Source organism: Sediminibacterium sp., assembly GCF_051861365.1.
In the GTDB taxonomy this organism is placed as follows: domain Bacteria; phylum Bacteroidota; class Bacteroidia; order Chitinophagales; family Chitinophagaceae; genus Sediminibacterium.
Genome location: NZ_JBHYCW010000011.1, coordinates 74843 through 88898 on the forward strand (window position 1 = coordinate 74843; position 14056 = coordinate 88898).

At 39.3% G+C, this 14056-nt stretch carries 15 protein-coding genes; 8 read left to right on the forward strand and 7 right to left on the reverse strand.

The window, feature by feature from the left end; genetic code table 11:
• Positions 1-48: 48 nt before the first annotated feature.
• Positions 49-3420 (forward strand): hypothetical protein, encoded by a 3372-nt coding sequence (locus ACTIEV_RS07045; RefSeq protein WP_439516294.1) that lies wholly within the window; start codon positions 49-51, stop codon positions 3418-3420.
• A 77-nt stretch (positions 3421-3497) separates the two neighbouring features.
• On the opposite strand, the gene nth is transcribed toward ACTIEV_RS07045, so the two are convergent.
• The 5 genes from nth to ACTIEV_RS07070 all read right to left on the reverse strand — a co-directional run bounded on the left by nth (position 3498) and on the right by ACTIEV_RS07070 (position 7163).
• A complete protein-coding gene (nth, locus tag ACTIEV_RS07050) occupies positions 3498-4151 on the reverse strand; it encodes an endonuclease III (RefSeq protein WP_439516295.1) in 654 nt (217 codons plus the stop codon).
• Between the two features lie 108 nt (positions 4152-4259).
• Entirely contained in the window at positions 4260-4493 is a 234-nt protein-coding gene (locus tag ACTIEV_RS07055) for a hypothetical protein (RefSeq protein WP_322197050.1), read from the reverse strand.
• Positions 4494-4694: 201 nt separating this feature from the next.
• Positions 4695-4994, reverse strand: coding sequence for a septum formation initiator family protein (locus ACTIEV_RS07060; RefSeq protein ID WP_178888564.1), 300 nt, complete (start codon positions 4992-4994; stop codon positions 4695-4697).
• Between the two features lie 101 nt (positions 4995-5095).
• Complete coding sequence (gene eno, locus ACTIEV_RS07065; RefSeq protein ID WP_178888565.1) at positions 5096-6385, reverse strand: phosphopyruvate hydratase; 1290 nt, start codon at positions 6383-6385, stop codon at positions 5096-5098.
• Positions 6386-6443: 58 nt separating this feature from the next.
• Positions 6444-7163 carry an ATP-binding cassette domain-containing protein gene (locus tag ACTIEV_RS07070; protein WP_178888566.1) on the reverse strand — a complete coding sequence of 240 codons (720 nt, stop codon included), beginning with the start codon at positions 7161-7163 and terminating at the stop codon, positions 6444-6446.
• Positions 7164-7290: 127 nt separating this feature from the next.
• Here ACTIEV_RS07070 and aac(6') point away from each other — a divergent pair, with 127 nt between their 5' ends.
• On the forward strand, positions 7291-7746 hold the full coding sequence (aac(6'), locus tag ACTIEV_RS07075; protein WP_178888567.1) for an aminoglycoside 6'-N-acetyltransferase: 456 nt from the start codon (positions 7291-7293) through the stop codon (positions 7744-7746).
• A gap of 4 nt (positions 7747-7750) precedes the next feature.
• Here the strand turns inward: aac(6') and ACTIEV_RS07080 are convergent, their stop codons facing one another.
• Positions 7751-7972 (reverse strand): DUF6814 family protein, encoded by a 222-nt coding sequence (locus tag ACTIEV_RS07080; RefSeq protein WP_178888568.1) that lies wholly within the window; start codon positions 7970-7972, stop codon positions 7751-7753.
• A 10-nt stretch (positions 7973-7982) separates the two neighbouring features.
• Entirely contained in the window at positions 7983-9500 is a 1518-nt protein-coding gene (locus ACTIEV_RS07085; protein ID WP_439516296.1) for an MFS transporter, read from the reverse strand.
• A 124-nt stretch (positions 9501-9624) separates the two neighbouring features.
• Between ACTIEV_RS07085 and ACTIEV_RS07090 the strand changes: the two genes are divergently transcribed.
• From ACTIEV_RS07090 to ACTIEV_RS07115, 6 genes are all read left to right on the forward strand, one after another.
• Positions 9625-10824 carry an ATP-binding protein gene (locus ACTIEV_RS07090; RefSeq protein WP_439516297.1) on the forward strand — a complete coding sequence of 400 codons (1200 nt, stop codon included), beginning with the start codon at positions 9625-9627 and terminating at the stop codon, positions 10822-10824.
• 244 nt (positions 10825-11068) lie between these two features.
• Positions 11069-12394: a regulatory iron-sulfur-containing complex subunit RicT gene (ricT, locus tag ACTIEV_RS07095; RefSeq protein WP_322197056.1), complete on the forward strand. Its 1326-nt coding sequence runs from the start codon at positions 11069-11071 to the stop codon at positions 12392-12394.
• Positions 12395-12528: 134 nt separating this feature from the next.
• Positions 12529-12990 carry a DUF6934 family protein gene (locus ACTIEV_RS07100; RefSeq protein WP_416194690.1) on the forward strand — a complete coding sequence of 154 codons (462 nt, stop codon included), beginning with the start codon at positions 12529-12531 and terminating at the stop codon, positions 12988-12990.
• Positions 12899-13171 carry a hypothetical protein gene (locus tag ACTIEV_RS07105; RefSeq protein WP_322197057.1) on the forward strand — a complete coding sequence of 91 codons (273 nt, stop codon included), beginning with the start codon at positions 12899-12901 and terminating at the stop codon, positions 13169-13171. Before ACTIEV_RS07100 ends, ACTIEV_RS07105 begins: the two co-directional genes overlap by 92 nt.
• A gap of 208 nt (positions 13172-13379) precedes the next feature.
• Complete coding sequence (locus tag ACTIEV_RS07110; protein ID WP_322197058.1) at positions 13380-13694, forward strand: type II toxin-antitoxin system ParD family antitoxin; 315 nt, start codon at positions 13380-13382, stop codon at positions 13692-13694.
• Positions 13695-13796: 102 nt separating this feature from the next.
• Positions 13797-14000 (forward strand): type II toxin-antitoxin system RelE/ParE family toxin, encoded by a 204-nt coding sequence (locus ACTIEV_RS07115; RefSeq protein ID WP_416194691.1) that lies wholly within the window; start codon positions 13797-13799, stop codon positions 13998-14000.
• Positions 14001-14056: the final 56 nt, after the last annotated feature.

The window sequence follows — 14056 nt, forward strand, 5'->3', positions numbered from 1 at the left end:
AAGGTTTTACAGGGTAATTGACTAATTTTAAAACACTAAAGTTCGGATATGCAATTGAATCGAATGATGAAAGGATGGGTTTTAGCCATTTTTTTATTTCCAGTCCTTTCCATGGCCCAGGTAAACTCAGTTGAATTTGGGAAAAACAGGGTACAACATAAAAAACTGATATGGAAGTTCTATCAGTCACCCAATTTTAATACATACACCAGTCAAGGTGGTGTAGAACTAGGCAAATTTGCTGCCCAAGTTGCCGAAGAAGAGCTTCGTTCATTGGAAAACTTTATTGAATATTCCTTACAACGTCGTGCTAATATCGTTGTGTACAATAATTACAATGATTATAAAAGTAGCAATATCGGTTTGGGTATTGATTGGCAGAATTCAGGCGGACTTACCAAGCTGGTGAATAATAAAATTGTCGTGTATTTTGATGGTAATCATGCCAACCTGAAGCGACAAATCAGAGAAGGCATTGCCAGGGTATTAACTGATAATTTATTATTTGGAGATGATATTGGCGAATTTGCCAGTAACCAAGCGCTCTTGGATTTGCCGAAATGGTTGGTAGATGGATATGTTTCCTATGCTGCTGAGTCATGGAGTACTACCAAAGATGATGAACTCAAAAGTGCCATACTCAGTGGTACTTATCGTTCCTTTTATCAGTTTGCTTTTGAAAAGCCCATTCTTGCAGGACACTCATTTTGGCAGTATATCGGTGAAAAATACCGTAAAGAAAATATCACTTACCTATTATATCTCGCACGTATCTATAAAAACCTGAATCAGGCTTGCATGCGTGTATGCAAAAAGAAATTCAAGGAAGTGTTGGAAGACTTCATGCAATTTCAACAAGAGCGTTATTCGAAAGATATTCGTCAGAGAAGAAATGCACCCAGAGGACAACTGAATGTTTCTGAAGAAGTAACCAAAAAAGATTTCATCCGCTTTCAAGCCAATCCAAATCCACGTAGCACTACTTACGCCGTAGTAGAATTCAACAAAGGAATTTATTGCGTGAAATTGATGGAGAATTTTTATGATGGCAAAATATTGTTGAAAAGTGGCGTAAGAACCAATCAGGGTGATATCAATCCCAATTATCCGATTCTGGCATGGGACGGAAAAGGCACTCGTTTATTGGTTGCTTATTGGGAAGATGGCAAAATCAAAATGTTTGTATATGATCTGATTGCACGCATCAAAAGATACAAGCAGGAAATTGAAGGTGTAGATCAGATACTGGATGCAAGTTTTATGCTGGATGCCAACTCACTTATTTTCAGTGCTGTGAAAAATGGACATAGTGATATCTTTACTTATAAGATCGAACAAAATAAACTGGAGCAGATCACAGATGATGTGTACGATGATTTGAACCCCACTTTTGTTTCTTTCCCCAATCGCTCAGGAATCATCTTTAGTTCAAACAGACCTTCCCCTGTTGCGCCCAATGCCGATACCGTACTGCCCAGTAACTATCGATTTAATGTATTCATGGTGGATATCCTGAATACCAGCAAACAAAAACAGATTACCCAATTAACGAATTTGAAATATGGTAATGCATCTTATCCAATGCAATACAATACCAATCACTTCACATTTGTAGCAGATGAGAATGGTATAGGTAATCGTTGGGCCGGTTTCTTTTCTACCAAACGAGATGGATTGGATACTTTATATTATATCGGTGAAGAATTGTTGAGAAATCCTTCTCCTAAAGAATTCGACTCAACATTACGCGCATGGCAAAAAGATGAACCGGACAGTGTTAGTTATTTCCAAGTATATAAAGACTCTACCTATACCTTCCCCATCACGAATTATCAAAGCTCCTTACTCGAAACCAGAATTGCGGGTGATAACGGGCAAGTAAGTGAGGTAAGAAGAGAAGGTGATTTTAAATTCTTGTATAAACTGCGTGTAGATGAACAGGCTTTGAATAAGCGAAATGTCAATAGCCGACCTACAGAATACATGAAACGAATCATGGATGAGAAAAAAGCAGTAGATGGTAAAGCGATCATTTATAACAACGGTGTTGCCACCAATGACACTACCAACCGTGCTTCGAAAGACTTTTTCCAAAATGAGTTTGCGAATGAAAAACCAGACAGTTCACGCAGGTATGATACTGAAGTGATTACACAAAAGAAATCTGTTTTAGAAAGATCGCGTCTGTATGATTACAGTTTAAAATTCAGCAGTGATTATATCCTTAGTGGATTTACCAATAATGTACTTGTCAACAGGTATCAGCCTTATGCAGGAGGTTCAGGACCTATTCAACTGAACAATGGTAATGATTTCAATTTCACCTTCCGTGTGGGCGTGAGTGATTTATTTGAAGACCAGAAATTTGTAGGGGGCTTCCGATTTGGAACCAACTTGAGTGATAAAGATGTATTCTTCTCTTATCAAAATTTGCGTAAACGTTTTGATTGGGGAATGACTTACTACAGAAGTAATGTTACCAACTTCTTCAACACACCTTTCAACAGTATGTTGATTACAAACCTGTATCAGGGTAATATCACTTATCCTTTCAATGAAGTGAAGAGTTTGCGCGCTACTGTTGCATTGAGAACAGATCGTGGCATCCTTCGTTCGTTTGATAATGCCAGTGGTTCACCGGATCCGGGTGCATTGGCATTCCAGGATACGATCAGCAGGTATATTGTTTCCAGAATTGAATATGTACACGATAATACCATTAATCCAACACAGAATATTTGGAATGGCTTGCGCTATAAAGTCTATTTCGATGTAAATATGCCAACTTTCAAAACTGCTTTGAACAATGGAAAAGGCACATTCAATTTCGGTTTTGATGGACGCTACTATCATAAAATCTATCGCAATTTCATTTGGGCCGGACGTGCCGCTGCTGATTTCTCATGGGGTGGACAAAAACTCATTTACTACCTCGGTGGTGTGGATGGATGGATTGGACCTAAGTTCAATAATCAAAATACACCGGCACCGGATCAGTCTTATGCTTTCCAGTCTTTGGCTGTGAATATGCGTGGCTACAGACAGAATATTGCCAATGGTAATAATGCATTTGTGATCAACAGTGAGTTTAGATTTCCACTGTTCTCTACACTCATTAACCGACCCATCAATAATGCTTTCCTGAGAAACTTCCAATTGGTTCAATTCCTGGATTTAGGAACTGCGTGGAATGGTAAATACAATGGTATTAAACGTCCGGGTGATGTTATCAGTGACCCTAACTCACCTGTGATCGTTCGTATTGATGCAGGTGGACTCGGCCCATTTGCCGGTGGTTATGGATTTGGTGCTCGTAGTACCTTGTTGGGCTATTTCATGAAGTTTGATGCAGGCTGGCCGATGAAGGGCATATTTAAGGGAGCGCCGGTTTACTATTTTGCAATAGGATTTGATTTTTAATCTGTGATTTTTTGATCTTTGATTTCTTGATTTGTACATAAACTTTTTCTTCAATCAAGAAATCAAAGATCAAAAAATCACAGATCCCCTTTCTTGTTTTTAGCATAGAACCTACAAACTGTCGTAAGCCCACAATTGTTGCATTGGGGATTTCGGGCAAGACAGGTATATCGTCCGTGAAGTATTAGCCAGTGATGCGCTTTGTGGACCAATTCTTCCGGGATGTATTTGATCAGTTCTTTTTCGACAGCCAAGGGAGTACTTGCTTTTTCAGTGACCAATCCTAATCTTTTGCTTACCCGAAACACATGTGTATCAACAGCCATATTGGGTTGTTGATCGATGACACTGGTAATTACATTGGCTGTTTTTCTTCCAACACCCGGTAATTTCACCAACTCTTCTACTGTCATGGGTACTTCACCATTGAACTGATCGAGAAGCATATTGGCCATTCCGATGAGGTGTTTGGTTTTATTATTGGGATATGAGATACTTCTAATAAGCGGAAATAAATCATCAAAGCTGGCTTGCGCCATGGTATGTGGCGACGGGTAATGAGCGAAAATGGCCGGGGTAGTCATGTTCACTCTTTTGTCGGTACACTGCGCCGATAATATGACTGCCACCAATAACTGAAAGGGATTATCATACACCAATTCTGTTTCAGCAACGGGTATTTGTTTGCTGAAATACTCAATGACTTGAGCGTATCGTTCTTTTTTTGTCATAACCACTTCAAAAATAAAGACTTCGACGGATGTAAATGATTAAGCCACAGATTCGTTCACCAAGGCGGATGAATCTGTGGCTTACAAACAATCATTCAAGCCACAAGTTTATTTCTTTCTTATTACCGAACGTGCATGATCCATAATGGTTTTGATAGAAAGTTTAGAAGGAGACTTCATTTTCAGTTGATCTAACTGACGAATGCTTCTTTCTAAAACTGACAGTTTCTCGGTTAATTCAATATCTCCCTCTTCCAGCGCTTCGTCTACTGCTTTTTCCATGGCAGGTGAACACTCCTTATACAGGTACAATATCAAATCCTCTTCTGTAAACTTTTTCATAACAGGGTTATATTAATTGAGCTAAGAGGATACGGTATGTACTAAAACGGGAGGCGAAACAATATTATTGCGGCAGGCCTTTCCGTAATCAGTAATTTAGTCATTCAAATCAAAGAATTACTAAGAAATAGGGATAACTTACTGAAAATCAATTTATTAATTTTCAATAAAACTTGCAGCTTGTAGCTTGCCGCCTGAAGCTTATTTCGCTTCTACAGAATCTTCAATGATAAAAATATCTTCCCCGTCTTTTTTCATGAGATAGCGTTCACGGGCAAATTTTTCGAGCGCAGCGGGGTTGCTTTGTATATCGTTTAATTCCTGTTGGGTCTTATTGATTTCGTCGAGATAGTATTGCTTCTTGGCTTCTAACTTTTTGAGTTCGGCATTCCGTTCTCTTTGTTGAAAAAAATCACGCTGATCAAAGAACAGCATCCATACCACAAAAAAGCCCCCGGCTAGGAAGTATTTGTTGGTGATGATGGAAGTGAGTTTTTTCATAATTCAAAAATAGGAGAAAAGCTGCAAGCTGTACGCTACAAGCCACAAGTAGAAATATTTTCCTTGCTTGAAGCTTGTAGCGTGCAGCTTGCGGCTAAAATTTATTTCCCAAACTTCACCTTACCCTTCGGATACACTGCTGTTTCTCCCAGCATTTCTTCGATACGGATCAATTGGTTGTATTTGGCGATACGATCGGTACGAGATGCAGAACCTGTTTTAATTTGTCCGCAATTCAATGCTACTGCCAGATCTGCAATGGTAGTATCTTCTGTTTCACCACTACGATGACTCATGATGGTATTATACCCATTGTGTTGCGCCAGTGTTACAGCATTGATGGTTTCTGTTAAAGTACCGATCTGGTTCACTTTTACCAGCAATCCATTGGCAATACTTTTATCGATTCCGGTTTGTAAACGGTTTACATTGGTAACAAACAAATCATCACCTACTAACTGACATTTGCTGCCAATGGCTTGTGTAAGGGCTTTCCAACCATTCCAATCATCTTCAGCCATACCATCTTCAATAGAAACGATTGGGTATTGCTTTACCCATTTTTCCCAATATTTCACGAGTTCATCACTGCTCAATATCTTACCATTGCTCTTGTGGAATACATATTTTTTCTTCTTGGCATCCCACAGCTCACTATTCGCAGCATCCATGGCTATCACGATCTGAGAACCGGTTTTATAACCTGCAGCTTGGATTGATTCCAATACGGTTTCAATGGCTTCTTCATTGCTTTGAATATTGGGAGCAAATCCACCTTCATCACCCACATTGGTACTATATCCTTTTTTCTTCAATACACTTTTCAGCGTATGGAAAATTTCAACACCCCAACGTAAGCCTTCACTGAAAGATGACGCACCGATAGGCATGATCATAAATTCCTGAAAATCGATTTTATTATCTGCGTGTGCACCACCATTCAAGATATTCATCATCGGAATAGGCAATGTTTTGGCATTGGTACCACCGATATAACGATACAATGGTAATCCAGCTTCTTCTGCAGCAGCTTTCGCCACCGCCATACTTACAGCGAGCATGGCATTAGCACCTAATTTACTTTTGTTGGCAGTGCCATCCAATGCGATCATGGCATCATCAATCGCAGCTTGTGCAGCCACATCAAAGCCAACTATCGCATCAGCAATGGTATCGTTTACGTTCTTCACAGCTTTGAGAACGCCTTTTCCTACGTATTTCTTTTTATCGTTATCGCGAAGTTCTACAGCTTCGTGAATACCTGTACTGGCACCACTCGGAACAGCGGCTCGGCCTAAGGCTCCGTCATCGGTTAATACATCTACTTCTACAGTGGGGTTACCACGACTGTCGAGTATTTGACGGGCGTGTACTTCAATAATGTAGCTCATTTCGGTTGCTTGTTTAAATGATCAATTGGGTTGATAAATGATGTTGCAATTTACGGAATTAGACGGTTGGTTGTGTAGCCGTTAGGTTACGGAACACTTCTTCCAATGTATTCCCTTTATGTTGCAGCAGATTGCGCACCTCATCATCGGCTACAATATTGCCTTTATCAATGATGATTACCCGCTCACAAATAGCCTGAACTTCCTGAAGAATATGCGATGAAAACAGGATGGTTTTTTCTTTTCCCTGCTCTTTGATCACATTCCTGATTTCAATGATTTGATTAGGGTCTAAACCACTGGTAGGCTCATCCAAGATCAATACTTCCGGATCGTGAATCAATGCCGCAGCCAATCCCACACGTTGCTTATATCCTTTGGATAGTTGTCCGGTTTTTTTATGTACTTCCGTACCCAACCCTGTTAATTGAATGGCTCGATCTACCGCCTTTGACACCTGATCCAATTGATGAACACCTCCAATAAATGACAAGTACTCTTTTACATACATGTCATAATACAAAGGATTTGCTTCCGGTAAATAGCCAATTTTTCGTTTGGCTGCCACCGGATCTTTCTGCACGTCTATCCCACAAACCTGAATAGTACCTGTATCCGGCAATAAGTATCCGGTGATCATTTTCATAGTCGTACTTTTTCCCGCTCCATTCGGACCGAGAAATCCAATGACCCCGCCTTTTTGGGCTGAAAAAGAAATCGCATTCACTGCTTTTTGACTGCCATAGGTTTTGATAATACCGTTAACTTCAATAGACATGCGGTAAAGATATAAATTCAAGGGGTAGCGCGGGTGAAAGAAAAGATAAAAATAGATCAGCAAAAACAATGACTATTTACACTGAATAATCAAGATATTTATAACTGATAATCAACTTGTTTCATCCATGCATGAACAGACTTATTCAATAGAATTAGTATCTGAACAAACAGTTGCTGCACTTACTATACTCAGTCTAGAACTCTGGCCAGACTGCGACTATGATGAAGAAAAAAATCAATGGGAACAATTGATGCATTCAGCAAAAGACTATTGTGCTTTGGTAAAAATAGATGATGCGTATGTAGGTTTTATTCATATCAGTATAAGATACGACCATGTAGAAGGTGCTGAATCAAATAATACTGCTTATTTGGAAGGCATCTATGTGAGGCCTGCTTATAGAAAAAAACAGATAGCATCGGCATTGTTATCAAGTGGAGAAACATGGGCTAGTTCTATGGGACTAACCCAATTGGCATCGGACACAGAAATAGATAATCAAATCAGTCAACTATTTCATCAACAAGCCGGATTTAGAGAAGTGAGTAGACTTGTTTGTTTTATCAAAACAATACAATAAAGGTTTAATCTTCTTGATCATACTCACCTTTCACAGCATAATATCCAAACAAACTCAGTGCAAAAGCGATCGGCAAGAATACCAACACAAAAACACCCCACTGGATCCAGGTATCCGCTGAAGGCTTTGCTGCTATTTCTGAAGATGCTGTACGAATCAAAAAGAAAACTGCTAATGGACCTAACAACATCCATACAATACCGGCTATTCTTTTCAGTTGTGTCATGTTGAATATTTTAATGGATGGTTTTCCGGTTACTCAAATAAATGGCTCCTACCAATACACAAACACCTGCAATGATGATCGGATACATCAATCCCACCAATGGATCGCCTGTATAGATGGTAGTCAATAGTGTTGCAATAAAAGGTGTTAATCCACCAAATACACCATTGCCAATATGATAAGGCAGTGACATAGAGGTATAACGAATTCTGGTAGGAAATAATTCTACCAGAAAAGCCGCAATAGGTCCATAGACCATTGTAACATAGATGATCATCACAAAAACAATTGCTACCATTTTCCAATAAACACCACTGCCCAATTGTTTGGTTTGTTGTACGATTGGTTTTGTATACTTATTGTAATCATCATACAATGTGTCTTTTGCGATCACATGCAATTGAGTTCCGTCAGTATAGGATTGATGTATTTCAATGGTGCGTACAGAATCGGTTGAGCCGGCAATTGGTTGTAGTGTCGTTTGTTCTGTTCTCTCTTCCGTTATTTCAGTTTTTTGTTCAACATCACTCAACTGCAATAATTGCTGAAACAAAGGTTTGTAGGTTACAACAGCTAAAAACATCCCTGCCAACATGATCCACTTCCTTCCCACTTTATCACTCCAATGACCGAAGAATACAAAAAAAGGAGTGCCAAAAAGTATGGCCCAAATCAAGATGGTTCGCGACTGATCAAAATCAATCTTACATACATTCTCCAAAAAAGATTGGGCATAAAACTGCCCTGTGTACCAAACAACGCCTTGTCCCATCGTAGCGCCAAACAATGCCAATAAAACCATTTTCAAATTGGCTTTATGACCGAAACTTTCTTTCAAAGGATTGGTAGCTGTTTTCCCCTCTGCTTTCAATTGTGAAAACAAAGGAGACTCTTGCATCTTCAAACGTATATAGATAGAAACGATCACCAATACAATTGATAATAAAAAAGGAATACGCCATCCCCAGTCATTGAATTTGGCGATAGATGCTTGTGGATCATCATCCAATGCATGCCGGGTAATAAGAATAACGCCTAATGAAACAAAGAGACCAAGTGTTGCTGTGGTTTGTATCCAAGAAGTAAAATATCCTCTTCGTTCTTTTGGCGCATGTTCTGCCACATAAGTAGCGGCGCCTCCATACTCACCCCCCAGTGCAAGTCCTTGTAATAAGCGTAATAATAAAACGATCAAAGGAGCCGCAAACCCAATAGTTTCATAAGAAGGAACCAATCCAATAGCAAAAGTAGAGCCGCCCATTAAGACGAGTGTTAGCAGAAAAGTATATTTTCTTCCAACAATATCTCCCAGTCTGCCAAATACCAAGGCCCCAAACGGACGAACAATAAACCCGGCAGCAAATGTGGCCAAGGTGGAAAGCAAAGCAGCGGTTGGATTGGTCTTTGGAAAAAATTGTCCGGCAATAACAGTAGCCAGACTTCCAAAAATGTAAAAATCATACCACTCGATCAAAGTTCCAAGGGAAGATGCAGTGATGACTTTCCAGATGCTTTTTTCTTTTTTCATATGCGTTTACAACTTACAGTAAAGAACTGATTTTCCCAAGCGCATCCTCATCATCCGATACTTGAATGAAACTTCCCCACACTGTTCTGATTAATTCAACAGTTCCCTTACTTTCGTTCTGTACATGTTATTCAAAGACATCATAGGGCAAGCGGCTGTAAAGCAACACCTGGCTGAAATGGTTCAACAGAATCGGTTGAGTCATGCTCTACTCTTTTTGGGTAAAGAAGGTAGTGGTGCTTTACCCTTAGCACTGGCTTTCGCACAGTTTGTGATTTGTCAGCCCAATGCTAGCGAACCTGTTGCAGATTTGTTTGGTGGGTTCACACCCATGGAAGCGGGCCCGGCTTATATTTCACCCGAGGATATTCATAGCCAACCTGCATTTGCTAGAGCTGCACAACTGATGCATCCTGATTTGCATTTTTCTTACCCGGTGATCCCCAAAAAAGCGGGTGACAAACCGATCAGTACAGATTACATTTCGGAATGGCGTGAGTTTATTCAGCAATATCCTTATGGAAATGTTTATGATTGGTTACAATTCATTGGTGCCGAAAACAAGCAAGGAAATATCACGGTAAGGGAATGTAATGAAATCATTCATAAACTGAGTTTGAAAAGCTTTGAAAGTGACTATAAGGTATTGGTGATGTGGATGCCTGAGTATTTGGGGAAGGAAGGAAATATTTTATTAAAACTGATCGAAGAGCCGCCACCCAATACCTTATTTATTCTGGTGGCAGAAAATGATGAACAGGTACTGCCTACTATCTTAAGCCGTTGTCAGCTGGTAAAAATTCCCATGCCGGAAGATGCTGAAATTGAACGGGCGCTCATCGAAAGGGCAAAAGCCAATCCGGATACTGCTAAACAAATTGCCGCCATAGCTGAGGGGAATTATAGGGAGGCGCTGCAGTTATTACAACATGCTGAAGAAGACTGGCAAAGTTTACTGCGCGATTGGCTCAATGCTACTTTAAAGGGTGGTCCATTAGCCCAGATTAAGTTTACGGCAGAGATCAGTGAATTGGGACGGGAGAAACAAAAGCAGTTTCTGCGCTATTTCAATCACTTGCTGGAAATGAGTATCCGGATACGGGTAATGGGGTCTGAACAGGTGGCAGCCGGTGATCAGGAACGCGATTTTGCGAACAGATTGAATAAAATAGCCGCTGTAAGTCAGCAACAAGCCATTATAGAGGAACTGGATCGGGCTTCCTATTATATTGAGCGAAATGCCAATGCCAAAATGCTGTTTCAGGCTTTAACCCTGAAACTCTATCACATCATTCAGAACAAAACCCTAATTTTGAACGGATAGCTCCAAACATGGGTTTGGAGAAATAGAGCGGGGGAATTGTGTTTTGTATTATTTGCTAAGTGCTGATCCATCATACCACTGAAAATATGAACGGTTATTTGACCATCCTATCATCGTAAATCACTGATTACCAGTGTACAGAATGTTGAAGTGAGTGACAGAACCGCAGCCACATAGCAGTACTACAGTCTACGCACAATAAAATTTCCCCTATTCAGTTATTAACCTGATTAATGATTTTAATATGGGATGTGGATCATGTGGAACGGGTAAACCGAACGGATGTAAAAGCAACGGCGGTTGCAGCACAGGTGGCTGTAATCGTTTGAATGTACACGATTGGCTGATGAACCTTCCTTTCAGCGACCCTGAAAGTTCATGTAAAGTAGTAGAAGTAAGTTTCAAACAAGGCAGTCGCAAAGAATTCTTCCGCAATACAACACTACAATTTTTTGAGAAAGGTGATTATGTAACCGTAGAAGGCGTAAGTGGATTTGATGTGGGCGAAGTGAGTTTGACAGGAGAACTGGTTCGTATTCAAATGAAGAAAAAAGGGGTGGATGAGTTCAACCCTGAAATGAAAAAAATTCTCCGCAGAAGTACCGAAAGAGATATTGAAAGTTTTCAGATCAGTAAATCCAGAGAGAAAGAAATGCTGGCAAGAAGCAGGGCGATGGCACGTACCCTGAATCTGGAAATGAAACTAAGTGAAGTAGAAGTACAGGCCGATGGCAAAAAAGCTACTTTCTTTTATACAGCCGATGATCGTGTTGATTTCCGTGAACTCATCAAGCAATATGCGAATGATTTCAAGGTAAAAGTAGAAATGCGTCAGATTGGTATCCGTCAGGAAGCGGCGAAAGTAGGTGGTATTGGAAGCTGTGGCCGTGAACTGTGTTGCAGTACTTGGTTGCATGATTTTAAAAGTGTAAATACAACCGCTGCACGTTACCAGAATTTATCCATCAATCAAACCAAACTCAGCGGACAGTGTGGCCGTTTGAAATGTTGTTTGAATTATGAGTTGGATACTTATTTGGATGCGTTGCAACATTTTCCCGATTATGCCGATCAATTGGATACAGCGATGGGTCCTGCATATCTCATCAAGAAAGATATTTTCAAAAATTTGATGTGGTATGTATTACCCAACAATACCAAACACTACCCACTCACCATTCAGCGTGTGAAGGAAATCAAACGCCTGAATCAGCAAGGACAAAAAGTAGAAGAACTACAGCCGGTAGAAGTCACCAGCAGTAAACCTAAAGAAGTAGAACCTGCTTTTGTAGATGTAGTTGGACAAATTAGTTTACGCAGTCTGGAGCGCAATGATAAACGTAGAAAAGATCAGCAGCGTGGTGATAGAAGAAATGGACCGCAGCAGCAAGGAGCGAGAGGACAAGGTCCAAGACCACAGCAAGACAATAAGCCACAAGGTTCAAGACCACAAGGGAATCAAGGAAGGGGGGGGCAAGGTCCAAGACCACAAGGGAATCAAGGAAGGAGGCAAGGTCCAAGACCACAGGGAAATCAAGGTGGAGAGCAGAAGCCTAAGCCGGATGCTTAATTAATGGCAAAAAATGTATTTAAAAGGTATCATTCACGTGATACCTTTTTTTGTAGCCGTTATTACTACTTCGTATAAATACCTGATTTTTTAAACTACGCTTGGTACGGAGGAGTTGATAATAAATTTGCAAAATGGTGTATGAATGTTATGACTATGAAACGAATCGAAATAGAACTCGGTTCAGCTTTATCAGTAGCAGCCATCATAGAAATATTCACAAACTGGTTCTTTTTCGCAAGATTGGAAATATTCAAGAAAATTATTTCAGTTTAGAATTTGGTGATTGGGATCCAATCACTAACAAACTGAACGTAATTAATATTTCAAATAATGGTGACAGAGATAAAGTATTAAATACCGTTGCATGTACAGTTTTGGATTTTATTCATTGTTATCCGAATAGTATGGTGTTTGCAAAGGGAAGCACTCCGTCTAGGACAAGATTGTATCAAATAGGTATCAATAAGAATATTTCAGTAATACAAGCTTATCTAAAGATTTATGGCTTTATTAATAACCAGTGGGAAGTTTTTTCACCTAAAAGAAACTATCAAGCATTTTATGTTCAAAAAAGAAATGGTAATTTCAAATAAAATAAATCCAATGATACAACTAAAAGATATAGAAAAAGACTACGAACCAAAGGGTGTAGTCAGTGCCAACATACCTGATCCTATTTACTCGGATGAAATGATTAAAAAACATGAGGAACTCATTATATTCCTCAAAGAACATCCGATTCCCACTTACTTATTAGGCAAAAAAGGCGAGTAGTAAGCTATGGGTGAGGAGCAAAAAAGAGTTGAGCTGAAAGCTAATTAAATAAACTTATTAGTAGCAAAAGGTATCATAAACGGATACCTTTTGCTATTATTACTACTTAGTATAAATACCTGATTTTTTAAACTACGCTTGGTACGGATAGGTTGAATGTAGATTTGATGATTCAAAAAAATACTATCATTCTCCCCAAACTCAACAAATGAAGCTAATTAGAAGCAATTTAAAAAGTTACCAAAATTTGGTAACTTTATCCGAAATAGGTTTTATGGGTAGGAATACATCTGTATCTCTTGGAGATTATTTTGAAAAATTTGTAGACGCAAAAGTCGAAGAAGGAAGGTATAAAAATGCAAGTGAAGTTATTCGTGCTGGCTTACGGTTATTGGAAGAAGAAGAAACAAAAGTGACAGCTTTAAAAAAAGCATTAGAAGAAGGTATAAAAAGCGGGGCAGTCAAAAACTTTGATCCGAAAAAACACCTGAAATCTTTACAGTCAGTAAAGACAGGTGGCTAATTGTATTATTGCAAAAAAGCACTGGATGATCTTTCAGATATATGGAACTACAGTCTGAAAGTCTGGTCTGAAAAACAAGCAGATTGATATTATAATGAGATCATACAAGCATTCGAGGCTGTATCGATCAATCCCTCATTGGGAAAAAAGTATTTACAGTTAGATGTATTGATTAAAGGGTACAAAGTAAATCGACACATCATTTTTTATTATTTAGATAAAGAAAATACGCTATTCATCGTTCGCATACTTCATGAGAAGATGGATACTAAGAGTCACATCGTTAATGAATTAAATCGTGAATAGCAATAAAAATCGGCTGCCGATTTGGCAACCGATTGCTGTAAAATTTATAATAATTA